Origin of the sequence: Micavibrio aeruginosavorus (genome assembly GCF_051245535.1) — a bacterium.
GTDB lineage: Bacteria > Pseudomonadota > Alphaproteobacteria > Micavibrionales > Micavibrionaceae > Micavibrio > Micavibrio aeruginosavorus_D.
This window is the reverse complement of record NZ_CP195303.1, coordinates 721,441-748,440: the sequence shown is the minus strand read 5'-3', so window position 1 is coordinate 748,440 and position 27,000 is coordinate 721,441. Positions and strand designations below refer to the sequence as shown.

Here is a 27,000-nt window from a genome sequence, read left to right as displayed (position 1 = left end):
TTATTTTAGAATACAAAGATTTACGAATTTTTTAAACACAGTTGGAAATCCGATTTCTGACAATGCGGCCAGCGTATGCCAGAATTGGCCGGGCTCCGGGGCAAAGCCCTTTTTGGCCCGGCACGCCACCCCGATCAGATCCAGATCGAAATGGGTAAAGGTATGGCGGATCGCGCCGGGATTATCCCGCACCCGTTCCAGCCCCGGATACCGGTCGGTGACATAATCGCTAATATCGGGCTTTTTCCGCCCCTTGGGCACCGGGCGATCGGCCCATTCCGTAGTGGGCAGACCAACCATGCCGCCCAGCATCCCGGTATCCGGACGCCGTTCCAGCAACACCGCATCCCCCGCAGGATTGGTAATCCAGTAAATCAGGCCCCAACGTTGCGGCTGGGCCTTCTTTGGCGCTTTGGCGGGTAAATCCGCCGCAATGCCCTGCGCCCGGCCCGCACACCCATCCCGCACCGGGCATAAATCACAGCGCGGGTTTTTCGGGATGCAGATGGTCGCCCCCAAATCCATCATCGATTGGGCAAAATCCCCCGGACGATCTGTGCGACCCTCGGCCAATCCAGCGGCCAAAGCGCGGATTTCCGGCTTTGATCCGGGCAATGGGTCGGTCACGGCGTAGTATCGGCTGATCACCCGGTCCACGTTTCCATCAATGACCGTCGCAGGCCGGTCAAAGGCAATGGCCGCAATCGCCGCCGCCGTGTAATCGCCAATGCCGGGAAGTTTTTTTAATTTTTCCAATGCGTTAGGAAATTTCCCTTTGTTTTCACGTGAAACAACCTGGGCGCATTTATGCAAATTTCTGGCCCGCGCATAGTACCCAAGACCCGCCCAAGCGGTCATGACCTCTTCCGACGGAGCCATTGCCAGATCATGAACGGTCGGCCACTTATCCACAAATTTTCCGAAATAGGGGATAACCGCCTGAACCGTGGTCTGTTGCAACATCACTTCGGACAGCCATACATGATACGGATTTGCCGTAAAACCGGGCTTTGCGCGCCATGGCAGAACCCGCGCATGAGTATCGTACCAGGCCAGCATTTGCGCCCGGAAAAGGTCAGTTTGGGCCCTTTCCTTTTTCTTGTGCGAAGGGCGCTGGATCGGCATAGTCGATGGCATGAGTCTCCGTCAGCTTTCAGAAGCGATCCCCAAGGTGACCGGCAAAATTTTCAGCCGGAAATATATCATGCTGGGCCGCCTTGTCACGCACTGGGCCGACATTGTCGGCGCGGATGTGGCCGATCGTTGCCATCCCGCTGAATTGCGATTCCGGAAAGTGCCCAACCAGAAGCACGCCGAAGTCTCGCTGGACATCGCCGCCGGGTCGGCCGATGCCACCCTGCTCCATTACCGTAAGGACTTGATTCTAGAGCGAATTAACCAGATTTTTGGCGAACAATTGGTGGCCGCCATCCGCTTCGTCCCCTTGGTGGTGAGCGAGCAGGATATGAAGAAACGCGCCTCTGCCCTGCGTCCCCGCAAACCCTTGTCGGCGACCCAGCACCTCGAACTCAATCAACTCCTTGAAAAAGTAGAAGATCCTGACATAAAAGAACGGCTGGCCCGGCTTGGAACTTCGATTTTACAAGACCGCCAAACCTAGGGTATAAGAATCCGACTTATCGAAATACGAGAGCAGACAAAAAACGTAACAGGGACAAACCTCGTTCTCATTACCAGACAGATACAAAGAGAGTAAAACCATGGCCCTATCGCCAAACGTCAATGTCATGCTCCGGGCTGCAGAAAAAGCGGCCCGTTCCCTGCTTCGCGATTTTGGCGAAGTCGAACAATTGCAAGTGTCGATGAAAGGCCCGGCTGATTTCGTGTCCGCCGCCGACCGTCGCGCTGAATCCATTATTTACGAAGAACTGTCCAAAGCCCGCCCGGACTTTTCCTTCCTGATGGAAGAAAGCGGCGAGGTTAAAGGCCGTGACGGTGAAAACCGTTTCATTATCGACCCGCTGGATGGCACCAACAACTTCCTGCACGGTCTGCCGCACTGGGCCATTTCAATCGGCTTGGAAACACGCGGTGAAATCGTCGCCGGGATTATTTATGACCCGATCAAGGACGAAATGTTCCGCGCGGAAAAAGGCGGCGGTGCGTTCGTCCGCAACAAACGCCTGCGCGTGTCTGGCCGTCGTGATCTGACGCTGTCGGTTATTGCTGGCGGGGCCCCGGCTCTGACCCGTGGTGATCGCCCGACCTATATGCGTCAATTGAACGCCATTTTGTCGCAAACGGCTGGTTTCCGCCGCAACGGGGCCGCTTCGCTGGATCTGGCCTATGTCGCCGCCGGACGGTTCGAAGGCTATTGGGAAGCCGATCTGAAGCCGTGGGATGTTGCCGCTGGCGCATTGATCGTCAAGGAAGCCGGTGGTTTCATTGGCACGATCAAAAATCCCGGCAAGGGCAACCCGATTTATGACGGCGATGTTCTGGCCACCAATGACTCGCTGTTTGAAACACTGCGCAAAATTTTGGCGAATGCGGCGAACGAATAACGCGCCGCATTCCACTCTTGTTTAAAGACGGCATAAAAGAATAAATTTTTTACAGGGAATACCGCCATGACATTATCGCGCACCATACTGACACTGATGACGGGGACAGCCATCGCCCTCGGCACGGTCGGGTATGGTTCGCACGCCATGGCGGCCGATAACGCCCTGTCTGCCGACGAATTGACGATGCAGGCTTTTGAACAGATGCAATCAGGCCCTGTGGCTGCGCCAAAAGCGAAAGCCCCAGCCGCCGCCGCACCTGCGACAAAAGCCCCCATGTCACTGACAGGCCCGTCTATGACGGGCCCAGCTATTGCCGTGCCCAGCAATGTTGGCGCGGTTTTATCGGGAGCAGCAAAACCGGTTGAACAAAAACCCGTCAAAGAACAACACGTTCGCGCCGTGGCCGCCGTTCCGCCGACAACCAATATCCGCAATATTCCGGCTCCGCGTACTGATGGGGTGGAAATTGATCTGGGTGTGTTGAGTGGTGATGCAGCGCCCCAGCCTGCGCCCATTCAAAAAACGGTTCAAAAACCGGTTCAGAAACTGGCGCAACCGAAACCCGTTGCGCCGATTATGGATGCACCGGCAACGATTGAAATTTCATCGGAAACACACCCTGCTAAAACCACAAAAAGCGCCGCGTTCTCCGGCATGCTGACGGCGCCGGAACCTGTGGCCGCACAAGCGCAACAAAAGCCTGTCATTGCACCCGCTCCGGTCCGTGTTCCGGTGCAAGCCCCGGCGCCGAAAATTGCGGCCGCCAAGATTGAAACACCAAAAACTGAAACGGTCGCCGTTGCGCCGTCTGAACCAGTTGTGAAGACGGTTCCGTCGAAGCCCATATCGGCACCCGCCCCGCAGCAATTGGCGCAAAAACAAAAGGTTGAAATCCGCGATGTGGTCGTTGCGGCCAGCGCCCCGAAACAGGGAACGGTCAGCAAAAACCCCGATGGATACACGGCCATCATTGCACCAAAGCCGCAAAATGCCCCCGTGCGCAAACCCGCACCGGAAGTCGTGAAGGCCGAGCCACCACCGCTGCCGCCGGAAGCCGAAAAAGTTATCGCACAAATCGAAAGCATGCCCGCCAATGCGCCCCGCGCACCGGATGTTGGCGCGACCACATCATTCCCGATCAGCATGAAGGGTAAAACCGATGCGCCGGGCATTGACCGCGTGTTGATGCAGACGGGCCGCATTGCGTCCGATACGATTACGTTGTCCAAAGTTCAATCGGCTGACCCGTCCGTTCCGCCGGTTCCGGCATCACCCGTTGCAACCGTGGCCGCAGCGCCGGCGCAAGAACAAACACCCGCACCGGAGAAAAAACCGGAAGCGCCCGTGGTTGCCGCCGTGGCCGTAAAAGAAACCGAAAAAGCGGTTGAAGAAACCCCGGCACCGAAAATTGTCGCCGAAAAGATTGTTGAGCCGGAAGAGGCCAAACCCGCGCCGATTATTCTGAGCAAAGCGCCGGACGCAGAAGAGCAACCGGAAGAGATCATCGCGGAAAAAGCGGAACCGATTAAAACACGCGTTATCAAAGTTCAGAAAATCGCAAAGAACGCACCAATTCCGGCAGAAAAACCGGCGGTTACAGCCAAAGTTGAAGAAGATCTCGTGGATGATAGCGCCGCCGATATGGCCGCCATTGCCCCGGCCGCAGGCGAACAAGAATCTGTAGCAACAGATGACGGTGCTGATGATGCAGCGGTTATTACCGCCGCCGAGGAACCCGTCGAAGAGCCCGCCGAAAAAATTGCGGTCAATGCCCCGGTTCCGGGACGCCGCCCGGCGATCCAGAACGCCTCGATTGAATTTGTTGAACGCGCCCGCCGCACCTATCAGGCTGGCGAAGTGTATCGTGTCGCCACACGTGGGGACGATGCGGACGTTGTTGCTGAAGAAACAAACACCCCGACCTATAAGGTCACCGCATCGTACAGCGGCGGCGCCGTTCCGGCCCCGACCTTAAGCGTTGCCGATCTGGGCAGTGACCCGCTGGCGCGTCAGGTTGTCGACATGTCGGCAGAAGATATCGCTGTGGCCCTGAACAACATCGAAACAGCCGCCGGCACCGGATCGATGATCAAAAACAATTCCGCCCGCCCGTATGGCACGGCGTATGACCAGATGCCCGTGGTGCAACGTGGTTTCATCTTCCGCCCGAAAGAGCGCGAAAAAGAAGCCGCCGCAGAGCGTGAAGCCATTGAACTGGCCCAGAACGAAGCGACCGTTGAGTCGGACACTGAACAGCCCCTCGTCACGTCCGAAGCACCCGTTACAACCGAAGCCCCCGTGCAAAAGCCGCGCACATTGGCCGTGCCCCCGCGCCCGCCCGTTGTGAACGAGCCAGAACCGGCGACGGAAGAGCCTGCGCAGAAACGCACCGAAGCCATCACGGATACGCAAATCGAAGAAACCGCCATGGTATCGGCGGAACGCCCGGACGCACCGCGCCCGGGGCGTAAACCGTTTGCGGAAAACGTCGTTGCTGAAACGGTTACCGCCGAAGACAGCGCCGCACTCAACACCATTGAGCCCGCCGCCAAGGGCGACAGCGCCGAAGAGTCTGTGACCGAAGACGTTCCAGCCGCCGCCGTTACCAGCGAAACCTCCCCCGTCAGCCTGTCCTACGACAAGGGCGTGGGCACCGTTTCGGATGACGTGCTGGCCGAAACCATGGGCGACCTGCTGACCCGGATGAAGGATAATGCCGACCTGCGCGTCCAGATCGTGGCCTTTGCCAGCCCGGTTGATAACAGCCAGTCGGGGTCCCGCCGGACCTCCCTGTCCCGCGCCCTGAATGTACGGGCGTGGATGATGGCGAACGGCATCGACCCGTCCCGCATGGACGTCCGCGCTCTGGGTGTGAACCCGGACAGCCCGGAAACGGACCGTGTCGATATGGTCGTGGTTGGCGCAGAGCAGAACTAACCCACTGATAATAAATCAAAATATTGCCATTCCCGCGAAAGCGGGAATCCATGGTGATGGGCGACCAAATCCAATGGATCCCCGTTTTCACGGGGATGCCGTACATAGGGGGGAAAAACCGCCCCAGCCACCCCCCTTCAATTGTGGATAAACACATCCAAAAGGCGCGGATTCATTGACAAATTGGTCATAAACCTTGATTTTAGGGCCATTCCTGTTTACACATCGATGGCAACTTTTATGGCAAACCCTTAGCCGGGGCTGTCACGCGTTATGGGGCGCACACAATGACCGTCAATAACAAGACTCTCTTCGTGGTTCTGATTCTGGCTGCTGTTGTTCTGGCGGGCGGATCCTTTGCCTTGTTCAAAAACAAGATGAGCAATGTGGACACGTCCATCACCGCTGAAAGCGATGTGATTACCGACCTGACCGAAGTGGCCCCGGCCGCCGCAGGTACCGAAGACGTTGCCGCCGCAAAAGTAGAATCCAAAACATACGACGTCAGCAGCGACCCGTTCGCGCCGCGCACGCTGGGCAACCCGGATGCTCCGGTGAAACTGGAAGAGTTCGCGTCCCTGACCTGCAGCCATTGTGCGCACTTCCACAATGATACATTCGCGGCCCTGAAAGAAAAATTCATCGACACGGGTGTCGTGTATTTCACCTTCACCGACTTCCCGTTGAACGCTCCGGCGTTGCAGGCCTCCATGATTGCCCGTTGCATGCCGGGTGAGCGTTATTTCACCTTCCTCGGCCTGCTGTTTAAAACGCAGGAACAATGGGCCTTCAGCCAAGACCCGACCAAAGTCCTGCGCCAGAGCGCGAAATTGGCCGGGATGAGCGATGAAACCTTTGATGCCTGCCTGGCCAATGACAAGCTGAAACAGCACATTGCCGACACGATGCAGAAAAAGGCCGATAAATATCAGGTGAGTTCGACCCCCAGCTTCATTTTCAATGACGGGGCCGACAGCATGACCGGGGCGCAAGCCATCGACAGCTTTGCCAGCAAGATTGAAGAGCTGAATAAATAATAATCAGCGTAACAAAACAGTTTTTGTAAAAACGGAAAGAACAGGCCCATGGTTCATTTTAAACGCGTCCGTATGAACGGCTTTAAATCCTTCGTTGAAAAAACCGACGTTGATATCGTTCAGGGGCTGACCGGTGTTGTTGGCCCGAACGGTTGCGGTAAATCCAACCTGGTCGAAGCCATTCGCTGGTCCATGGGTGAAACATCGTCCAAACGCATGCGCGGCGGGTCCGGCAGCATGGAAGACGTTATTTTCAACGGCACCGCATCCCGCCCGCGCCGTTCCTTTGCCGAAGTCACCGTTATTCTGGACAACACCGACCGTTCCGCCCCGCCGCAATATGCCGATTGCGACGAGATCGAAGTCGTCCGCCGTATCGAGCGCGACCACGGGTCCAGCTATAAAATCAACGGCAAGCCGATGCGCGCCCGCGATGTGCAATTGCTGTACGCGGACATGATGTCCGGCGCGTCATCCCCGTTCCTGATTTCTCAGGGCAAGATGACCCAGATGATCACCGCAAAACCGGCCGAACGCCGCGTTCTGCTGGAAGAAGCCGCCGGGATCACGGGTCTGTATGCCCGCCGTCACGAGGCCGAACTGCGCCTGCGCGCCACCGACAACAATTTGAAACGCGTTGAAGACGTTCTGGGCGGCATGGATACGCGCCTGAACAGCCTGAAAAAACAAGCGCGTCAGGCCAGCAAATATCGCACACTGGCCACCCAGATCCGCCAGCTGGAAGTGATGATTGCCACGCTGGATTACCGCAACGCCTATGCCCAGTTGCGCGATATTGAACGCGTGTATGGCGAGGCGGAAAGCCTTGTGGCTGAACGCCTGCTGGTCGTGACTGGCCTGACCGAAACGCAAAACAGCCAGTCGCAAGACCTGCCTGACCTGCGCATGAAAGACGCTGAATTTGCGGCCTCCCTGCAGACGCAGAAGCTGGCTTTGCAACGTCTGGAAGACGAAGAGCAGCGCCTGTCCAACGAAATCCGTGAATCCAAGGCGCAACTGGACCAAGCCCAACTGGACCACGCGCACGAAACCACGACGCTGACCGAAAACACCACGATCATCGAGCGTCTGGATGCCGAAGAAGCCACGCTGAAAGCCGATCATGAAAATGAAGGCGCAAAGCTGCAGGAAAAAGAAGCGCAGAAAGATGCGCGCAATGCAGAAGTCAGCCGTCTGGAAGAAAAACTGCAAACGCTGACCGAACAATTCGCCGATGTCCGCGCCCGCCGTCAAAGCCTGGAAAACCAGATCAATACGGACCGCAACCGTCTGGAACAACTGCGTGACCGTCTGGCCCGCGTTGAAACCCAGTTGGCTGAAAAACAGGAAACGCTGCGTGCTGGCGATCAAGCCACGCCGTTGCGTGAAGCGCTGGAAATTCTGGAGAAAACAGCCGAAACGCTGCGCGCCGCGATGCAATCGCTGGAAAGCAACCTGACGGAATCCCGTTCCAAACTGGATACCACACGCGAAACCTTCCAACAGAAGCAACGCGAAAAAGGCAAGCTGGACGCCGAAATCGCAACGCTGACCGAAATTGTTGAGGCCTATGCCGAGGGCAATTTCAAACCGATTCTGGAAGATATCAGCGTTGATGAAGGGTTCGAAACCGCTTTGTCCAAAGCCCTTGGCGATGCGTTGATGGCCTCGCTGGACGAAGGCGCGCCCGTTGTCTGGAAAACACGTAACGTAACCGACATGCCCGCCCTGCCCGCTGGTATGTCTGCACTGGAGCCGCGCATTAAGGCCCCGGGTGCCATTAAACTGGCCCTGTCGCAAATCGGTGTCGTTGAAAATGAAGACGAAGGCCACCGCGTCAGCCAGCAACTGAAACCGGGTCAGGCCCTCGTCTCCCGTGACGGTGCATACTGGCGTTGGGACGGCTTGTATATGAAGGCCACCGCCGCCGATCGTCACGCGATTCAGTTGAAACAGAAAAACCGTCTGGCCGAACTGGTCGTGATGGTTCCGGCGCTGGAAGCCGAACTGGCCGCCGCGAAAATCGCGTTTGAAGATGTTCAGGCGAAAGTCGAAACGCTGCAAACCGAACGCCGCGAAACACAAAACACCCTGCAATCCACGGATCAGGATATTCGTATCAAGCGTTCGGAATTGAACCGCGCGATTGAATCCCAATCCGCGTTGCAGGCCGAACTGGCGAAACTGGAAGAAGCTTTGTCTCAGGCCCGGATCGATTCCGAAGCCTTGGAACAACGCGTCGCCGAAAACGCCCGTGAACTGGACACATTCGACGAAGTGGCCATGGCCGCGCAGCAGGAAGAAATTGAAACCCTGCGTGCCGAACTGGCCACCGCGCGTGAATCCATGCACGACGCCATTCGTGAACTGGAACAGGTGCGTCAAGAACATGCCCGCCGCGCCTCCCGTTTGCAGGCGATCGAATATGAACGCACCTCCCTGCAAAACCGTTGCGCCCGTGCGACCGAGCGTCTGGCGGAACTGAGCGAACGTGAACAAACGCTGACGCAGAAAATTGAATCCCTGCAACAGCGCCCGGGCGAAATCCGCGACATCAAGGAACGCCTGCTGTCCCGTATCGCCGAAATTGAATCGGAAAAAAGCGTCATCAGCGACCAGCTGGCCGCCGCTGAATCCGATTTGAACGATACAAATAAAGCGCTGAAAGCATCTGAGAACGAACTGACCGAAGCGAAAGAACGCCGTGCCCACGCACAGGCCACCGTCGCCGCGCGTCAGCAACAGATCGAAACGATCATTCAGCAGATCCGCGATCAATTCGACATGTCACCGGAAGAACTCTCCGCCCATGCCGAAATCAATCCGGACAGCCCGCCGGTTCTGGAGCAATTGCGTCACGAACGCGAAAAAGCTGTCCGCGACCGCGACATGATTGGCCCGGTCAATCTGCGCGCCGATGTTGAGGCCGAAGAGCTGGAAACCGAACTGGGCAACATGCTGAAGGAACGCGACGATCTGGCGCAAGCCATCGACGAATTGCGGTCCGCCATCAACACGCTGAACAAGGAAGCGCGTGAACGCCTGAACACCGCGTTCAACGAAGTAAACACGTACTTCCAGCAAATGTTCACCCGCCTGTTCGGTGGTGGCAGTGCGCACTTGTCCTTGGTCGAAGCCGATGACCCGCTGCAAGCCGGTCTGGAAATCTTCGCCCAGCCGCCGGGTAAGGTTTTGCAATCCCTGACTCTGCTGTCGGGTGGTGAGCAGACCTTGACGGCCACGGCGTTGATCTTCGCGATCTTTATGACGAACCCGTCACCGATCTGCGTACTGGACGAGGTGGACGCCCCGCTGGACGATGCCAACGTCGATCGTTTCTGTGACGTGTTGACCGAATTCGCCGCCAAGGGCGAAACCCGCTTCATCCTGATCACCCACCATCGCCTGACCATGGCGCGGATGGACCGTTTGTACGGGGTGACCATGGCCGAACGCGGTGTATCGCAACTGGTGTCCGTCGACTTGAATAAACAGCTCGACTTCCTGGATGAAGCAGCGTGAGCAACGATAACCGCAACGAGCCCGACCACGAACGGCTGAAAGCCCTGTCCGACACCCTGGCCGATATGAAGGCCAAGGATGACGCGGAATCAGCCCGCCAGGCCGGGATTCGCAAAGATGCCGATAATATGAGCAACGGCGTCCGCGCCGGGGCCGAACTGGTCACCTGCATGGTCGCCGGGGGGCTGATTGGCTGGGGTCTGGATAAATGGCTGGAAACCAAGCCAGTTTTCCTGATTATCTTCCTTTTGGCCGGGATTTTCACCGGTTTTTGGGAAGTTTACCGCATTACCCAGAACGCCGGGTCGTCCGTTGGATTTGCAAGGTTGCATCAGGACGAAAAAACGGCTAAAAAGCCCGCGGAAAAAGACTGAATCGCCTAACAGTAACCCCCTTTAGGGACCGGAGAGTTTGAACCGTGGCTGATCCGCTTCACCAGTTTGTCGTAACCCCGATTATTCCAATTGAAATCGGCGGGATCGATCTGTCCTTTACGAACTCATCTTTATGGATGGTGATCGGTGCGGTGTTGTCCACCGTCTTCCTGACCATGAGCATGAAGCGCAAATCGCTGGTCCCCAGCCGTGCGCAAGCCATGGCCGAAATGATGTATGAATTCATCGCCGGAATGGTCCGTGAAAATATCGGCACCGCTGGCCGTCAATATTTCCCGCTGATCTTCACATTGTTTATGGTCGTCCTCATGGGCAACCTGCTGGGTCTGGTTCCGTATTCCTTTACGTACACCAGCCATTTGATCGTAACCGCCGCACTGGCTCTGGTGATTTTCTTCACCGTTCTGGTTCTGGGCGTTGCGCGTCACGGCATGCATTTCTTCTCGCTGTTCGTGCCGCCGGGCGTGCCGGTCTGGCTGTTCCCGCTGATCATTCCAATTGAATTGATCTCGTTCCTGATCCGCCCGGTGACCCTGTCTGTCCGTTTGTTCGCAAACATGATGGCTGGTCACTTGATGCTGAAAGTGTTCGCTGGTTTCAGCGTGGCCATGTTCGCCGCTCTGGGGGCCAAGGGCTTGGTGCCTGGCCTGCTCCCGCTGGCGTTCAACACCATCCTGACCGCATTCGAATTGATGATCGCACTCATCCACGCCTACGTCTTTACGGTGCTGAGCTGCATCTATCTGAAGGATACCGTTGACCTGCACCACTAAGGGCGGGCCCAACGGGTATTTGAACCTACACTAACCAACGTAAAACCAAGAAGAAGGAAGACCTGACTATGGAACTCGAAGCCGCAAAACTGATCGCCGCCGCTATTGCTCTGATGCCGATTATCGGTGTTGGTGTTGGTCTGGGTCTGATCTTTTCCTCCTATAACGAAGCTGTAGGCCGTAACCCGGGCGCTTCCGAGCTGCTGGACAAGAAATTCTTCCTGACCTTCGCTCTGACCGAAGCTCTGGCAATTTTCGCACTGCTGATCTCGCTGATCATCCTGTTCGGCTAATACCGAATAATTGATCTGCGTTTAAAGGACTCTGATAAGGGATCGAACTTGTATGCAACGTACCCTGCTTGAAAAAATGATCTGGATGCTGGGCACCGCCGCAATGGCTTTCGCCTGTGCAATGATGTTTGGTATCCAGCGCGTTTTTGCTGCCGATGTTGCCCACGGGGCAGCAGATGCTGCTGCTCACGGTGCGGACCATGGCGGCGGTGGCGGACTGCCACAGTTCGATCCCTCATCTTTCAGCAGCCAGATTTTCTGGATGCTGTTGACCTTCGCTATTCTGTACCTGATTTTCGCACGCCGGGTTCTGCCAAAGATTTCCAGCGTCATCGAAAACCGGAACGAACATGTTGCGGGCGACCGTAACACCGCCCAACGTCTGACGGACGAAGCCGAAGCCGTTCAAGCCGCCTATGAGGCCAGCCTGAACCACGCCCGCGCAGAAGCCGCACGGATCAGCACGGAAACCGAAACCGGAATCAAATCCAACTTTGATGCCGCGTTGAACGCCGCCCGTGAAAAAGCCGACCGTGAAATTGCCGCGCTGGATACCCGCCTGAACGCCGGGAAACAGTCCGCAATGGACGAAATGAACACGATCGCCGCCGAAGTCGCCGCAGCCGCCGCGAAGAAACTCGTCGGGATCGAAACCAACATTGATCAGGCCAAAACGGTCGTCAACAAACTGGCAGAAGCCGCGTAAGGGACCACGCCATGATTGAAACATTGCTGAACGATACCGGTTTCTGGGTTCTGCTGTCCTTCGCCCTGTTTGTAGGACTGGCATTCAAGGCTGGCAAAGCCGCGCTGTTCGCCAAGCTGGATGGCCGGATTGCACAAATCCGCACCGATATTGAAACCGCCGAAACACTGCGCGTCGAAGCACAGGAACTGCTGGCCCAGTATCAGCGCAAACAGCGCGATGCCCAGAACGAAGCCGAAGCCATCATTGCGAACTCGCGCAACCACGCGACGGAAATCCGCAAAACGGCCGAAGCCGAATTGAACGAAATGATTGACCGCAAGGAAAAGCAACTGGCCGACCGCCTGAAACGGATGGAAGACAGTGCCAAGGCCGAAATTCGCGCCTATGCGTCCGAACTGGCTGTAAAGGCTACTGCGGAAATCATTGCCAACCGTCTGGATGATGCGGGCAATGCCAAGCTGATCGACCAAGCGATCAGAACCCTGCCGTCCAATATGAATTAAGACTGGCATTATCAAGTTTCTAAAAACGGCGCGGGTTATTCCGCGCCGTTTTTTCATTGGTATTCAGTCCTCACACACGGTAAATTTCCACATCATTGGCCACGACAGGAATCAGACGGCAAATGTCCTATATCACCGAACCGCATCTGCTGGACGGTCCCCGCTGGGCGGGTCTGCGGATTGGGTTATTGGGCGGGTCGTTCAATCCGCCTCATGCCGGACATATCCATAATGCACGCGTGGCGCTGGCGGCTCTGAAGCTGGATTATGTCTGGTGGATGGTCACGCCGCAAAACCCCTATAAATCCAATGGCGATACGATGGACTATGCCGCGCGCATTGCCGCCTGCCGCGCCATGACCGCCCAACACCCCAGAATGCTGGTGTGCGGGTTGGAAGGCGATCTGGGCCTGACCCGGACCATAGATACGCTGGATATGCTGAAAACCCGGTTTAAACGGACTGATTTCGTCCTGCTGACCGGGTTTGATATTGTGCAAACCATCCATACATGGCGGCATTGGCGGGATATTCCCGAATTGGTCGCCACGGCCCATGTGGCCCGGCCCCCGGCGCTGGATCTGGTCAAACGGGCCCCGTTGCGCCGTTTGCCGGTGCGGAACCGGACCGTGCCCGATTCTGCAACCGCGGCTCCGCTGGCGCCCCGCAACCGGTTCTATTTATTACACACGCGGATGGTCGATCTGTCCTCCACACAAATTCGAAATAACACAGAATAACAATAAGTTATTTCAGACACTTAATGCACTGCATCAAGCAAATTCTTACCTTTGGTTTGCACGCTTTGCCCGATCCGTCCTATAATGGGGGTATGAGAAAAGCACATTTTGCATCTCTATATGGACAGGAGGGTTGCTGACGCTTGCGAAGGTCATCAAACACCCTGCTGTACATATGTGCCATGGTACAAAATAACGCCCGAACGCGCGGAGCCGATTGCGCGCCCGGGCGTTTTTTATTATGGTGCTGTTCACATAAACCCATAGGAGGCTGTACATTTTAAAACACTATGAAAATGGACTAGAAAGTCCGGAATCCCTGCGGGATCTGATTGTTGAATCTCTGGATAGTGACAAGATCCAGGACATCGAAGTCATTGACCTGCGTAACCAGACCGCGATCGCCGATTATATGATCGTTGCCTCGGGCACATCTTCACGCCACGTTGCCGCGGCGTGTGAGAAATTGCGCGAACGTCTGAAGGGTGTTGGCCACAACGATGTGCGGATGGAAGGCGAAAAGCAAGGCGACTGGGTCGTTGTTGATGCGCTGGACGTGATCGTTCACGTGTTCCGCCCGGAAGTGCGCAGCTTCTACAACATCGAAAAAATGTGGCGGTCAACACCGACACCACAAATCAGCGGCGTAAGCAGCCCGCTGGTCACCGCGCGCTGATCTAAAACCAGCCGCCGGTTATATTCATAAAAATAAGCAGCCCGCCTGCCGGGCGTGTGTGCGCGCATATGTTCCATATTGATATCATTGCCGTCGGGCGCATGAAGCAAGATCCGTTTGCGGCCTTGTGGGCTGATTACGCAAAACGGTGTAGCTGGAAGATCAACCTGATCGAGCTGGACGGCAAATCCACCGCCGACGAACATCGCAAAATTTCCGAAAAAATCACCCGTGATGGCACCTATACCATCATGCTGGACGAACGCGGCAAAGCCCTGCGCAGTCTGGATTTCTCCCGCAAGCTGGAAGGCCTGTCGGCAGAAGGCACCACCAAAATCCGCTTTATCATCGGTGGTGCGGATGGATTGTCGGATGAACTGCGAAAATCTGCGGATTTCCTGCTTTCTTTCGGTGTTCAGACTTGGCCCCACATGCTGGTCCGCGTTATGCTGATCGAACAGATTTACCGGGCCCAGCAGATTATTGCCGGGCACCCCTATCACCGGGAATCCTGACCCGGAAAAAGTACCCTTGATGATCCGCCTTATGAAGCACATCACCGGGACCGTTATGGTCCTTTTGTTTTTGTCCGTTGCGGCCCCCCTGCCCGCACGCAGCGAACCCGCGCCCATGCCGGGGCGCAAGGCCGAAGCGCTGGACCAACTCAACGCGCGCCTGAAACAGGAAGAAGCGCGTGCGGACGCGATGAAAGAAAAAGCACAATCCGCCGAAGGGGATTTGCAATCCACCCGGAATGAGATGAGCAAGCTGACCGCCGAGGTCCAGGCCGCCGAAAGCGCCATGACCACGATTGAAACGCGGATCAAAAAATTACAGACGGAAAAAGATTCCCTGACATCCCGTCTGGAAAAAGATTACGGGTCGATTTCAGAATTGATCCTGGCCCTGCAACGCATTCGTCGCGTTCCCACCGAAACATTGATCATGCGTCCCGGCGCGCCATTGGAAACCGCACAGAGTGCGATGTTATTGCAAGGCATCCTGCCCGCCATCAACACGCGCGTTGAAACGGTCACCGCCGATTTGAACCGTCTGGAAGATTTGCGCACGTCATTGGAAAAAGACCGCAAGGCCGCACAAGATGCCTCCGCCGATTTGAAGGGCAAACAGGCCAAATTGAAAACCCTGCTCGGGAAACGCGAAGCGCTGTATCGCCAGAGCCAGAGCGATTACAAGGATCAGGCCGAAGCCGTGACCCGTATGGCCGCCGAAGCCCAAAGCCTGCAGGATTTGATGGGTAAAATTGCGCAGGCCGAAAAACGCGCCGCCGCACAGCGCACCGCGCAGGCCAAAGCCAACCCCACAAAGCCTTTCCGTAAAAATGAACCCGATTTACCAAAAGCAGGCGACGGGCGTATGCCCGCCAGCGGTACCGTTCTGGTCCATTTCGGACAAAACGATAATATCGGTGCGAAAAGCGAAGGTTTGAAATTGAAAACCCGCCCCGGCGCCATCGTTTCGGCCCCCATGGGCGGCATTGTCCGCTTCACCGGGCAATTCAAAAATTACGGTAATATGGTCATTATCGAACACCAGAAAGGGTACCACAGTCTGGTTGCAGGAATGTCCAGAATTGATACAGTGGTCGGGCGCCGTTTGAACGCCGGGGAACCTGTTGGATCCATGGGCTCTGGGGGCTCCGGCACGCTGTATTACGAATTGCGCCATGATGGCAAACCCGTTGATCCGTCCCGAAAAATTCCGGGCCTCAGCTAAGCCTTAAGTTAAACACATTGAAAAGGACTTCACTTCAATGATCTCCCGTCTGTCTGCTCTGTCTGTTGCTGCTTTTGCCCTCTTCGCTTTCTCGGGTCATGCCCTTGCGCAAGACGCGGCCCCGATGAACGATGCGCCCGCGCAAACGACACCGGAAAAACCGACAACCAATGGCGATGACCGCTCGGCCGGCACCGGTGCCCCGAAACAAACCGCCGTACCGGACAGCAGCGACACATACAAACAATTGAACCTGTTCGGTGATGTATTTGAACGCGTGCGCGCGCAATATGTTGAACCGAAAACGGACGAAGAGCTGATTGAATTTGCCATTAACGGCATGCTGACCAACCTCGACCCGCATTCCGATTATCTGGATGAAAAAGATTTCGGCGACATGCAAGTGCAGACCCGCGGTGAATTTGGCGGTCTGGGGATCGAAGTCACCACCGATAACGGCGTTGTGAAAGTTGTATCCCCGATTGACGATACGCCCGCCTTCCGCGCTGGCGTTCTGGCCGGGGATTATATTACCCATCTGGACGGCGAAAACATTGTGGGTCTCAGCCTGAATGAATCCGTCGATAAAATGCGCGGCAAAGTTGGCGCGCCGATTGAGCTGACCATCCGCCGCGAAGGCGCCGCCGAACCGATTAAACTGACCATCGTGCGTGACGTGATTAAAATTCAATCGGTGCGCTGGAAAGTTTACGATGAATCGCTGGGCTACATCCGTATCACCACATTCAACCAGAACACCGAAACCGGCGTTCGCACCGCCGTTGAAGAAATCAAAGCCAAAACCGGTGACAAGTTGAAGGGCTACGTTCTCGACCTGCGCAACAACCCGGGCGGTTTGCTGGATCAGGCGATTTCCGTGTCTGACCTGTTCCTGGACAAGGGCGAAATCGTATCCACCCGTGGCCGCGATGAATCCAACACCAAACGTGACAACGCCACACCGGGCGACATCGCCAATGGCAAGCCGATTGTTATTCTGGTCAATGGCGGGTCTGCATCCGCATCGGAAATTGTATCCGGCGCGCTGCAGGATCACCGCCGGGCGTTGGTCGTAGGCACGAAATCCTTCGGTAAGGGGTCCGTTCAAACCGTTATCCCGCTGCCGGGTCATGGTGCCATGCGTTTGACGACGGCGCGGTATTACACACCGTCTGGCCGTTCCATTCAGGCCACCGGGATTGAACCAGACATCGCCATTGAACAAGCCAAATTGGAAACCGTAAAAGGTTCTTCCTTTGGTGAAGCCGATCTGCGCGGTGCGTTGGATAACGGGCTGAAGAAGGACGAAGCTGAATCCTCCCTGCCCGCCGACCTGAAGGCCGAAGCCGACGCGCAGAAGAAAAAAGATGATCCGAATGCCAAGGATGCCACCAGCGAAGGGTTGGAAGATTACCAACTGGCCCGCGCGCTGGATCTGGTGAAGGGCATCATGCTGTATGAACAACGGTTGGAGGGTGCAACACCCGCCGCCAATCCGGTAGCCGAAACACCAAAACCGGATGAGAAGAAAGAGTAAGGCGTAACGCGACCATGGCGCTTTCAACCACAGCCACTGGGCCCACCGGAAAATCGGGTTTTCCCCGCGCATTTATGCGGGGAATGGCTGTGGTTATTCTCGTCTATGCCTTGGTTGCCGGATGGGCGTGGTGGAAGGATCGCGCCGAACTGGCCAAGTTGGACGCCACGTTGCCACAACAAACGACGGTGATTGTGCGCGCGGAAAAACCCGCAACACGTCCGGGGGCAACAACAACCGAACCCGCTGAAACAACACCCGCGACCGAAGCGTCAGACGATCACGCCGCAACAACGGAAACCCCCGTTGTAACGCCGGAGGCACAGCCCGAAGAAACCACCGCCACCATTGAAAGCGGGCAAACCGAACCACCCGTTGCCGGAACCGCCGTTGAATACATGGAAAACGGCATGGCCAAAGCCCCGATTACGGGATTGTTTCAGGTCACGCCCGATGGTCAATTGCCCACCCTGCGTGAAGGTGACCGTTTACGCCCATTCGATGCCTATCGCCGTCCGTTCCGCCCTGTTGGGGCCTCGGGCGCGCCGATTATTTCCATTTTGGTGAGTGATGTTGGTATTTCTGAAGCGCTTGGGGAATCGGTTTTAAAAGACCTTCCACCCGAAATTTCCGTGGCCATCACACCATACGCCACCGCACCGGATCAATGGATGAACCGCGCGCGTGAGGCGGGGCACGAAGTCTGGCTGAAACTGCCCGTTGAAAGTGCGGATTACCCCTTAAGCGATCCGGGGCCGCAGACATTGCTGATCAACGCGATTGAAAAACAGAATTTCAACAAGCTCTATTGGGCTTTGTCACGCGGTACGGGATATGTGGGCGTGGTGACGGGGCGTGAACCGGCCTTTATCAAATCGCTGAACGATATGCGCCCGATGATCAACGACATTTATCATCGCGGTTTGGGTTTTGTGGATGGTGATATTCAACCGACCGATGTTCCGCGCACCATGGCCGTGGGTATGGATGCGCCTTATGCCTCCACCAATCTCTGGATCGATCATACATTGACGCCGGATGCGATTGCCGCCGCCCTGACATCACTGGAACGCACCGCCGCCAATAACGGTACGGCGATTGGGTTTGTAAACGCCAATCCCCTGACCTTGAAGGCGCTGGCCGAATGGGCCCCGACCTTGCAGAAAAAGGGCTTGGTGCTTGCGCCCCTGTCCGCAGCGACGCGGATGGCAAAATAAATTCCGCAACACCCCCTCAAACGTCATTCCCGCGAAAGCGGGAATCCATACAGAGGAATGGATGACCACCATGGATTCCCGCTTTCGCGGGAATGACATTGAAGAAAAAATAACGAAGAAAGCGTACAAGCATGACCCAAGATTTCTCAAACCTCCCGTTCCGCCCATGCGTCGGCATTGCCCTGTTTAACGACGAAGGCAAAGTCTTTGTCGGCGAACGCATCGACACGCCCGGCGCGTGGCAAATGCCGCAAGGTGGTATTGATGCAGGTGAGGATATCAAGGTTGCCTTCTACCGCGAGATGGTCGAAGAAATCGGCACGGATAAGGCCGACATTCTCCGAATCATGGATCGCCCGTTGCGTTATGCCCTGCCCCCGCATTTGCTGGGGAAATTGTGGAATGGGCAATATGGCGGACAGGAACAAATCTGGATCGCCGCCCGTTTTACCGGAACCGAAGGCGATATTGTCATCCACACTGGACACAACGGTGCTGATCCGGAATTCAAAACATGGAAATGGGTATCGTTCGACGAAATCCTCGACCTGATTGTTCCATTCAAACGCGATACATACCGCGAAGTGATTGCGGCGTTTTCGGATATTTCAAACCCCTAGCCCATCCCATGTCATCCCCGTGAAAACGGGGATCCATACAGAATAGCGTATAATCACTATGGATTCCCGCCTCCGCGGGAATGACAATTGAAATAAAAAAGGCCGGAAATAATCCGGCCTTTTTATTTATCTGATCAAATCCCTTACGGGTTCAGCGGCGACCAGGCCGGGTCGGATGCATCGCCCGGCGTTTTCAACACGCGTTCGTTATAGCCGGTGATGTCGATGGTATACAGACGGGCCGTTTTACCGCCACCGCTCATCGGGCTTTCCTTGAAGTACGTCAGAACGCGACCGTTCGGGGACCAGCTCGGACCTTCAACGTGGTAGGCCGTGGTGATGATACGCTCACCCTGACCATCCGGACGCATCACGCCGATATAGAACTGGCCTTTGTACAGCTTCGTGAACGCGATCAAATCACCACGCGGGGACCAGACCGGGCTGGCATAACGGCCTTCACCGAAGGAAATGCGTTTTGCTTCGCCACCGGCTGCGCTCATCACATATAATTGCTGTGTGCCGCCACGGTCGGATTCAAATGTCACCTGTTGACCATCCGGCGAGAAGCTGGGGGCCGTATCAATGGCGGCATTATTGGTCAGACGTTGCGTGCGGCGGGATTTCAGATCCATCGTATAGATCTCAGTGTTCCCGTTTTCAGCCAGCGACATAATGACCTTGGACCCATCCGGCGAGAAGCGCGGAGAGAATGTCATGCCCGGGAAATCACCCAGAACTTCCTGACGGCCCGTGTCGATGTTGTAGATATAGACGCGCGGCTTTTTGTTGTAATAGGCCAGATACGCCACGGTCTGCGTGTTCGGGGAGAAACGCGGGGTCAGAACCATATAGCTGCCATCTGTCAGATAATGGTTGTTGTAACCATCCTGATCCATGATCGCCAAACGTTTGTTACGCTTGGTCGCCGGACCGGATTCCGCCACGTAAACGATACGGGTATCGAAATACGCATCTTCACCCGTCAGACGTTTGTAAATTTCATCCGAAATGATGTGGGCAATACGGCGCCAGTTTTGCGGCGTGGTGGTATAGGCCATGCCCGCCATTTGCGTTTGCGCAGCCACATCCCACAAACGGAATTCAACGCGTGTTTTACCATCAGGCGACGTGCTGACCGTTCCGGTCACCAGAACCTCAGCATTGATTGCGCGCCATTCCGGGAAACGAACACCATCGGTCGCAATGGATTGCGGCGTTTGAATGAAAGATTGCTGGCTCACCGGTTCGAACAAACCGGAGGATCCGAGGTTGTTGCGGATAATATCCGGCATCTCGGTTGCGATTTGCTGATGCTGGGGCAATTGCGGGTTGAAGTTGGTAATCGCAATTGGAATTTTGCGAATATCGCCCCTCTTAACCGTCAGGCTGGTTTGCGCTTGGGCCGACGTCGAAAGGACGATCCCCACCAGAACCAGAGCCAAAGTAAAAACTGCATAAAACTTACGGGTCATTTTTATCCGTGTTCCCTTACATCAACATTTCACTGGGGTCGAAGGTGATACTCAAATCTTTCCACTGATTGTACTTGCCATCCGGCAGGCGCAGCGGGTTGCAATCCGGGCTGTGGACCGCGCGCAAGGCGCTGTCCGCCGCGGCCCGGTAGAACGAGTCGGTATTATAACGAAGCTGATCGACAATACGAGCCTCACGCAAGGTCTTGTCCGGATTCATGAACATCCGCACTTCGACAATCAAATTCTCGGCATAACGCGCCCCGGCCATCAATTTCCAGCACTGGCCCAGTTGCTGCACTACGGCATCCATCTCGCTCATGGTCAGGCGTTCAGAAATTGGCGCATCTGGTGTCGGACTGGTATTCGCCGCCGCCTTGTCCCCCGTATTATCGGTGGATTCCGGTTTTTTCTCCGCCAGATCGATCAGCAAGGATTTAAACGCATCATCCTGCTCAACCGGTTTGGCGTCGGCTTTGGTTTCAACCGGCTTTGGCTTTGGTTTGATTTGTTCTTTTTTCGGCTCGGCCTTGGGCTTGGGTGGGTCCTTCGGCTTTTCTTCTTTTTTCTTCACCGGCTCGGCCAATTCCTCCACAGGCGTAGGGGCCTCGGGCTCTTTCGGGCGATCGGGAGCGTCGTCATTCGCGGCGGGTGGCGGCGGTGTTGGTTTGGTGCGATCGGGTTGTGGTTTCAACTGTTCCTTGGCCGGTTCTTTTTTATCAACCGGCTTGGAATCCTCAACGGGCTTTGTGCGCGTGGTGATGTCTGCGACCTCAACCATCTCAATGGCGATGGGCGGCGACATGTCGACGTAATCTTTTTTAAAGAACGGCAGCCCCATCGTACCGATAACAACCACAACAAGATGAACGACCAAAGACCCGATCAGCGCGGATTTCATTCCGGCGGGCATTTGGTTTTCATCCGGCGCATGCATCGCATATTTGGGCGGTGGCCCGGATGTCAGCATATCGTTTGGCGCAGTTGCGTTCATCGTGTGTACTAAATACCCGCCCGACGGGGCGTTTTTAAGGCAAGATTGTGAAAATCGGTTTATTTCGACGGGTTAGAGATCAGTGCGACCTTGCGGAAACCCGCCTTGTTCACCGAACCAATCACGTCCATCACATCACCATACGGCAACCCTTGGTCCCCGCGGATGAAAATGCGGCGGTCCGGGTCGTTGTTGGTCATGGAGGACAGAAGCGGGATCAAACGGTCGCGTTCAACTTCCGTTTCACCGATGAAAATTTTACCGTCTTTCATAACGGAAATTTCCAGCGGCTTGTTATCTTCTTCCGCGATCTGTTTCGCCTCGGACTTCGGCAAATCCACCGGAACCCCGGCGGTCAGCAACGGCGCCGTGACCATGAACACGATCAACAAAACCAGCATAACGTCCACGAACGGCGTGACGTTAATGTCTGACATTTTGCGGTAAGACCGCCCGCGACGCCCGGAACGGCCGCCACCTGATGATAATGATGCACCCATGGTTAAGCCACCTTCACTTCCGTGTCAGAATCAGACTTTTTTCCGTGAGAGCCGACCCCACCGCGACTATTCTCGTAGCTGTCCAGATGGCGGGACAGAATGGCCGAAAATTCGGACATAAACGCATCCAGACGGTCCGCATAGCGATTAAGATCGTTCGTGAACTTGTTATAGGCAATAACCGCAGGGATAGCAGCGACAAGGCCCAGAGCGGTCGCAAACAACGCCTCGGCAATACCGGGGGCCACAACGGCCAGCGATGTGTTCTGGCTGGACGCAATGGCGGTAAAGCTGTGCATGATCCCCCAGACGGTCCCGAACAAACCAACGAACGGTGCCGTGGACCCCACGTTGGCCAGGAACGTCATGCCGCGCTCCAGACGGTTCATTTCGCGGTTAATCGCCACGGACATCGCGCGTTCAACACGCTGGCGCAAGCTGGCCGCCACGCTTTCCTTGCCCGGCATGCCCATGGCAACACCGTTTTGCCATTCTTCCATGCCAGCGGCGAAGGTGCGGATAACGGGGTCTTGTTTCCCCTTCTTCACACGTTGATACAGTTTATCCAGCGGTTCACCCGACCAGAACGCATCTTCGAACCGATCGGCGCGGCGGTTCAGGTTTTTTACCGTGTGGCGTTTTTCAAGAATGATGGCCCAGCTCCAGACCGACGCGAAGACCAGCGCCAGCATAACCGCCTTCACGACCAGGTCGGCCTGCATGAACATGCCCCACATGGTGAAGTCATGGACCGCAGTTCCGGCCAGTGCGGTTGCATCAACAGCGCGTTCGACAGCTTGTGTCATCGTCATTCATCCTTAAAACAGAAAAATTGGATAGTTTATCCCGAAGATCATCGGGCAGGCGGACCGGCTTGCCATCCATATTGATGGTTACCAGCGTTACGTCCATGGAGAATATCATCTGATTCTGGCAAAAAATCGACTGAAACATCTCAAAACTGGCGTTATTCACCTTTTTTAAGGCGGTTTTTATAGTCAAAAGGTCATCCAGCCGGGCGGGTTTCATATATTCGGCCGTGATTCGGCGGACAACGAACAAAACCCCGGCTTCGCGGGCTAGCGTGCTGTTCTCAAACCCAATGGCGCGGAGCAATTCCGTCCTGCCCCGTTCGGCAAATTTCATGTAGTTGCCGTAAAACACCACGCCGCCGGCATCGGTGTCTTCGTAATACACGCGGGCGGTGATTTCATGTGCGGCCATAGTTTATTCCCCAACCATCCGTCATACCGGCGAAGGCCGGTATCCATGGAATAGATCGTATGGATTCCGGCCTTCGCCGGAATGACGAAAAGGAAAAGCTGCGCCCGAAAACCATAGCTTAGGCCTCATCCAACAAATCGACCTGCAACGGCTTCTTCGGTGTCAGGCCGAGATAGGCGTAGCCCTTCTCCGCCAACATCCGGCCACGCGGCGTGCGTTGGACAAACCCTTGCTGCATCAAATACGGTTCGATCACATCTTCGATCACGTCACGTTGGTCCGACAACGCCGCCGCCAGCGTATCAACGCCAACCGGGCCGCCGCCGTAATTATCGGCGATGCAAGTTAAGTAACGGCGATCCATTCCATCCAGCCCTTGCGCATCAACATCAAGACGCTGAAGTGCGGCATCTGCCGCTTTCGCATCAATACGCCCTGCCCCGGATACATGTGCGAAATCACGCACACGGCGTGTTAAACGCCCGGCGATACGCGGCGTACCACGGGACCGGCGTGCAATTTCCATCGCGCCATCATCGGCCAAATTCATATTCAAAATTCCGGCTGTGCGCGCAACGATACGGCACAAATCCTTCGCTTCATAAAATTCCAGACGGAGCGGAATGCCGAAACGATCCCGCAACGGGTTTGAAATCATCCCGCTGCGCGTTGTCGCCCCGATCAGGGTGAAGGGCGGCAGATCAATCTGCACCGACCGGGCCGCTGGCCCCTCGCCGATGACCAGATCGAGCTTGCGATCTTCCATCGCCGGATACAAAACTTCTTCGACATGGGTGTTCAAACGATGAATTTCATCAATGAACAATACATCATGCGGTTCCAGATTGGTCAGGATTGCGGCCAGATCACCCGCGCGCGCAATAACCGGGCCGGATGTTGCGCGGAACCCCACACCCAATTCCCGTGCAACGATTTGTGCGAGTGTGGTTTTACCCAATCCCGGCGGGCCGAAAAACAGAACATGGTCCAGCGCGTCGCCACGGCCTTTGGCAGACTCGATAAAGACGCGCAGATTGTCTTTTAATTTATCTTGTCCGACAAAATCCTCCAACCGTGCGGGGCGGATGGCGGCATCTTCCACATCGGTTTCGGTTTTGATGGTTTCCAGTTCCGGGTTGCGCTCGGTTGCCTGTTTCATGATTGTGACAATTCCTTCAACGCCAGACGGATGAGATCTTGCAGGCTGCTATTATCATTCGCGGTTCCCGCCGCGCGTAATTGTGCAATGGCCGCAAACGCCTCGGCTCGGCCATAGCCAAGATTGACCAGAGCCGACACAGCATCGCCATCCACACCGGATTGATCGGCGGCGGGTTTATCCGTCTTCATCGACGGGGCCTTGACCGCGCCGCGCATCGGGGTCAGGTCAACCTTGCCTGCTTTATCTTTCAATTCCGTCGCAATACGCGTGGCCAGTTTCGGGCCTACACCATCGGCTTGGCGCAACGCGCTGACATCCTGCGCCGCGATTGCGTAACCCAGCTTGTCCGGTGGGCAAACGCTTAAAATCGCCAATGCGACTTTTGCACCAACACCCTGCACGCTGGTCAACAAACGGAACCATGCCTGTTCCGCCGCGTCATAAAAACCGAATAGGTGGATATGATCTTCGCGCACATGCGTATCAATCAACACACTGACCGGATCACCCGGCTGGCCCACGCGGGACAGCGTGCGGCCACTGGCAAACACCTGATATCCCACGCCGCCACAATCGATAATCAAACAATCGAGCGCAACAGAATCCAGAATACCGCTGAGTTTTGCGATCATCGTACGCCTCCCGATTTAGCATCACAGATCATCATACAAATCTTTCCAATCCGGGTTCATTTCTTCCACAACCCGCATCTTCCACGTGCGGTTCCATTTTTTCAGACGCTTCTCGCGCAAGATAGCTTGTTCTACATCGTCAAACACTTCGTAATAGACCAATGTCTTCAAACCATATTCTTTTGTAAACCCATCGGCGATTTCATTCTTGTGCTGCCATATGCGTTTTTTTAAGTCCGATGTCACACCAACGTAGAATGTCTGATTTCGTCCCTTGGCAAGAATGTAAACACAGAAATTTTTACGTTCCAAACTTACATCCTCTCCCAATTGTCACCCCCGCGCAGGCGGGGGTCTGGCCCCTGATATGTGCGCGGCACAGCCGCGCGCTTTATTCAATGCCGGATGCCCGCCTGCGCGGGCATGACAGTGTTTTATCGTACCCCGCCATTCATAATGCCGCCCATTTTTTGGCGGCTGGAATAATGGTGGGCGTGGCAAATGGCAATGGCCAAGGCATCCGCCGCATCCGCGCCCATTTTACCGGCAGAGGGCAACAAGGTGCGGATCATCATGCCGATTTGGTCCTTGGTCGCATGGCCGGTGCCAACCACAGATTTTTTCACCAGATTGGCCGGGTATTCCCCAACCGACAAACCCATCCGCGCAGGAACCACCATGGCCGCACCGCGGGCTACGCCCAACTTCAAGGCTGACGCCGGGTTGCGATTGACGAAGGTTTCTTCGATCGCCGCACTGTCCGGTGTCCATGTATTGATGGCCGCTACCAAACCCGCATCAATTTCCGCCAGCCGTTCGGCGGTGGACAATGTGGGATTGGTTGCGATGGTGCCGCACGCGATATATTGCAGACGATTGCCCTCGGCTTCGATCACGCCCCACCCGGTGCGTTGCAAACCCGGATCAATGCCCAAAATACGCATGCGGTATCCCTTCCGGTTTAAGACGCGAGCAAACGCTCCATGATTTCGTCGGACACTTCGAAGTTGGTGGTGACGTTTTGCACGTCATCATTGTCTTCCAGCACGTCGAGAAGCTTCAGGAGCATTTTCGCCTGATCTTCGTTGACCTCAGCCATCACGTTGGGTTTCCAGACCAGTGCGGATTTCTCCGGCGCGCCCAGTTTTTCTTCCAACGCATCACGCACAGCCGCAAAATCATCCGGCTGGCATGTGATTTCATGGTTCTCTTCGGTGCTTTCACAATTTTCGGCGCCGCATTCAACGGCGGCTTCGAACATGGCATCGGCGCTGGCCGTTTTGGCCGGGTATAAAATCTGGCCGACATGGTCGAACATAAAGCTGACCGAATTGGTTTCACCCAGATTGCCGCCGTATTTAGAGAACGTGGCGCGCACATCGCCCGCCGTGCGGTTGCGGTTGTTGGTCAAGGCCTCAACCACGATGGCAACGCCGCCCGGGCCGTAGCCTTCGTAACGGATTTCTTCGTAGTTATCATCCGCGCCCACGCCCATCGCACTGTCAATCGCGCGTTTGATGCGGTCGTTCGGCATGTTTTCTTCACGCGCCCACAACATGGCGGCCCGCAAACGCGGGTTCATCGCCGGGTCCGGGCCGCTGCCCTTCACGGCAACGATGATCTCGCGTCCGATTTTTGTGAAGACTTTGGCCCGCTTGGCGTCCTGACGACCCTTGCGGTGCATAATATTTTTAAACTGGGAATGACCTGCCATGTGCGTATCTTTATTGGGGGTTTCAGACCGTGAACAAAAAGAGAATCCGGATCACCGGAAACGGCCAAAAATGCC

At 55.8% G+C, this 27,000-nt stretch carries 28 protein-coding genes; 17 read left to right on the top strand and 11 right to left on the bottom strand.

Features of this window, described 5'->3' with window-relative positions; translation table 11 throughout:
- Positions 1-1,137, bottom strand: a complete 1,137-nt coding sequence (gene mutY / locus ACSC94_RS03725) for an A/G-specific adenine glycosylase (protein ID WP_435641720.1) — start codon at positions 1,135-1,137, stop codon at positions 1-3.
- On the opposite strand from mutY, the gene ACSC94_RS03720 reads away from it, so the two are divergent.
- From ACSC94_RS03720 to ACSC94_RS03640, 17 genes are all read left to right on the top strand, one after another.
- A complete protein-coding gene (locus ACSC94_RS03720) occupies positions 1,136-1,621 on the top strand; it encodes a DUF721 domain-containing protein (RefSeq protein WP_435641719.1) in 486 nt (161 codons plus the stop codon). The two genes, mutY and ACSC94_RS03720, sit on opposite strands and share 2 nt — an antisense overlap.
- Positions 1,622-1,721: 100 nt before the next feature.
- Positions 1,722-2,525: an inositol monophosphatase family protein gene (locus tag ACSC94_RS03715; RefSeq protein ID WP_435641718.1), complete on the top strand. Its 804-nt coding sequence runs from the start codon at positions 1,722-1,724 to the stop codon at positions 2,523-2,525.
- Between the two features lie 66 nt (positions 2,526-2,591).
- Positions 2,592-5,465: a nicotinate-nucleotide--dimethylbenzimidazole phosphoribosyltransferase gene (locus ACSC94_RS03710; protein ID WP_435641717.1), complete on the top strand. Its 2,874-nt coding sequence runs from the start codon at positions 2,592-2,594 to the stop codon at positions 5,463-5,465.
- A 287-nt stretch (positions 5,466-5,752) separates the two neighbouring features.
- Positions 5,753-6,502 (top strand): DsbA family protein, encoded by a 750-nt coding sequence (locus ACSC94_RS03705; RefSeq protein WP_435641716.1) that lies wholly within the window; start codon positions 5,753-5,755, stop codon positions 6,500-6,502.
- Positions 6,503-6,550: 48 nt separating this feature from the next.
- Complete coding sequence (gene smc / locus ACSC94_RS03700; protein ID WP_435641715.1) at positions 6,551-10,024, top strand: chromosome segregation protein SMC; 3,474 nt, start codon at positions 6,551-6,553, stop codon at positions 10,022-10,024.
- On the top strand, positions 10,021-10,398 hold the full coding sequence (locus ACSC94_RS03695; RefSeq protein ID WP_435641714.1) for an AtpZ/AtpI family protein: 378 nt from the start codon (positions 10,021-10,023) through the stop codon (positions 10,396-10,398). Before smc ends, ACSC94_RS03695 begins: the two co-directional genes overlap by 4 nt.
- Positions 10,399-10,442: 44 nt before the next feature.
- Positions 10,443-11,192 (top strand): F0F1 ATP synthase subunit A, encoded by a 750-nt coding sequence (locus ACSC94_RS03690; protein ID WP_435641713.1) that lies wholly within the window; start codon positions 10,443-10,445, stop codon positions 11,190-11,192.
- A 68-nt stretch (positions 11,193-11,260) separates the two neighbouring features.
- Complete coding sequence (locus tag ACSC94_RS03685) at positions 11,261-11,485, top strand: ATP synthase subunit C family protein (protein ID WP_435641712.1); 225 nt, start codon at positions 11,261-11,263, stop codon at positions 11,483-11,485.
- Positions 11,486-11,537: 52 nt separating this feature from the next.
- Positions 11,538-12,191 carry a F0F1 ATP synthase subunit B family protein gene (locus ACSC94_RS03680; RefSeq protein WP_435641711.1) on the top strand — a complete coding sequence of 218 codons (654 nt, stop codon included), beginning with the start codon at positions 11,538-11,540 and terminating at the stop codon, positions 12,189-12,191.
- Between the two features lie 11 nt (positions 12,192-12,202).
- Positions 12,203-12,697: a F0F1 ATP synthase subunit B family protein gene (locus ACSC94_RS03675; RefSeq protein ID WP_435641710.1), complete on the top strand. Its 495-nt coding sequence runs from the start codon at positions 12,203-12,205 to the stop codon at positions 12,695-12,697.
- Between the two features lie 122 nt (positions 12,698-12,819).
- Positions 12,820-13,437, top strand: a complete 618-nt coding sequence (locus tag ACSC94_RS03670) for a nicotinate-nucleotide adenylyltransferase (protein ID WP_435641709.1) — start codon at positions 12,820-12,822, stop codon at positions 13,435-13,437.
- A gap of 271 nt (positions 13,438-13,708) precedes the next feature.
- Positions 13,709-14,113 (top strand): ribosome silencing factor, encoded by a 405-nt coding sequence (gene rsfS / locus ACSC94_RS03665; RefSeq protein ID WP_435642145.1) that lies wholly within the window; start codon positions 13,709-13,711, stop codon positions 14,111-14,113.
- A 68-nt stretch (positions 14,114-14,181) separates the two neighbouring features.
- Positions 14,182-14,628 carry a 23S rRNA (pseudouridine(1915)-N(3))-methyltransferase RlmH gene (locus ACSC94_RS03660; protein ID WP_435641708.1) on the top strand — a complete coding sequence of 149 codons (447 nt, stop codon included), beginning with the start codon at positions 14,182-14,184 and terminating at the stop codon, positions 14,626-14,628.
- A 19-nt stretch (positions 14,629-14,647) separates the two neighbouring features.
- Positions 14,648-15,850: a murein hydrolase activator EnvC family protein gene (locus tag ACSC94_RS03655; RefSeq protein ID WP_435641707.1), complete on the top strand. Its 1,203-nt coding sequence runs from the start codon at positions 14,648-14,650 to the stop codon at positions 15,848-15,850.
- Between the two features lie 37 nt (positions 15,851-15,887).
- A complete protein-coding gene (locus ACSC94_RS03650; protein WP_435641706.1) occupies positions 15,888-17,387 on the top strand; it encodes a S41 family peptidase in 1,500 nt (499 codons plus the stop codon).
- Between the two features lie 83 nt (positions 17,388-17,470).
- Positions 17,471-18,604, top strand: coding sequence for a divergent polysaccharide deacetylase family protein (locus ACSC94_RS03645; protein ID WP_435641705.1), 1,134 nt, complete (start codon positions 17,471-17,473; stop codon positions 18,602-18,604).
- Between the two features lie 131 nt (positions 18,605-18,735).
- Entirely contained in the window at positions 18,736-19,224 is a 489-nt protein-coding gene (locus ACSC94_RS03640) for an RNA pyrophosphohydrolase (protein ID WP_435641704.1), read from the top strand.
- Between the two features lie 143 nt (positions 19,225-19,367).
- Here ACSC94_RS03640 and tolB read toward each other — a convergent pair whose 3' ends face one another.
- From tolB to ACSC94_RS03590, 10 genes are all read right to left on the bottom strand, one after another.
- Positions 19,368-20,699, bottom strand: coding sequence for a Tol-Pal system beta propeller repeat protein TolB (gene tolB, locus ACSC94_RS03635; protein ID WP_435641703.1), 1,332 nt, complete (start codon positions 20,697-20,699; stop codon positions 19,368-19,370).
- Between the two features lie 16 nt (positions 20,700-20,715).
- Positions 20,716-21,693 carry an energy transducer TonB gene (locus ACSC94_RS03630; protein WP_435641702.1) on the bottom strand — a complete coding sequence of 326 codons (978 nt, stop codon included), beginning with the start codon at positions 21,691-21,693 and terminating at the stop codon, positions 20,716-20,718.
- Positions 21,694-21,752: 59 nt separating this feature from the next.
- A complete protein-coding gene (gene tolR, locus ACSC94_RS03625) occupies positions 21,753-22,193 on the bottom strand; it encodes a protein TolR (protein WP_435641701.1) in 441 nt (146 codons plus the stop codon).
- Positions 22,194-22,195: 2 nt separating this feature from the next.
- The gene (tolQ, locus tag ACSC94_RS03620; RefSeq protein WP_435641700.1) at positions 22,196-23,005 is read right to left on the bottom strand and encodes a protein TolQ; all 810 of its coding nucleotides are present in this window, start codon (positions 23,003-23,005) and stop codon (positions 22,196-22,198) included.
- A complete protein-coding gene (ybgC, locus tag ACSC94_RS03615; RefSeq protein ID WP_435641699.1) occupies positions 22,971-23,417 on the bottom strand; it encodes a tol-pal system-associated acyl-CoA thioesterase in 447 nt (148 codons plus the stop codon). The genes tolQ and ybgC overlap by 35 nt, the downstream gene beginning before the upstream one ends.
- Positions 23,418-23,535: 118 nt before the next feature.
- On the bottom strand, positions 23,536-24,576 hold the full coding sequence (ruvB, locus tag ACSC94_RS03610) for a Holliday junction branch migration DNA helicase RuvB (protein WP_435641698.1): 1,041 nt from the start codon (positions 24,574-24,576) through the stop codon (positions 23,536-23,538).
- Complete coding sequence (gene ruvA / locus ACSC94_RS03605) at positions 24,573-25,211, bottom strand: Holliday junction branch migration protein RuvA (protein ID WP_435641697.1); 639 nt, start codon at positions 25,209-25,211, stop codon at positions 24,573-24,575. The genes ruvB and ruvA overlap by 4 nt, the downstream gene beginning before the upstream one ends.
- Before the next feature lie 21 nt (positions 25,212-25,232).
- Complete coding sequence (locus ACSC94_RS03600) at positions 25,233-25,523, bottom strand: GIY-YIG nuclease family protein (RefSeq protein ID WP_435641696.1); 291 nt, start codon at positions 25,521-25,523, stop codon at positions 25,233-25,235.
- A gap of 122 nt (positions 25,524-25,645) precedes the next feature.
- Positions 25,646-26,155 carry a crossover junction endodeoxyribonuclease RuvC gene (gene ruvC, locus ACSC94_RS03595; protein WP_435641695.1) on the bottom strand — a complete coding sequence of 170 codons (510 nt, stop codon included), beginning with the start codon at positions 26,153-26,155 and terminating at the stop codon, positions 25,646-25,648.
- A gap of 17 nt (positions 26,156-26,172) precedes the next feature.
- Complete coding sequence (locus tag ACSC94_RS03590) at positions 26,173-26,925, bottom strand: YebC/PmpR family DNA-binding transcriptional regulator (protein ID WP_435641694.1); 753 nt, start codon at positions 26,923-26,925, stop codon at positions 26,173-26,175.
- Positions 26,926-27,000 lie beyond the last annotated feature (75 nt).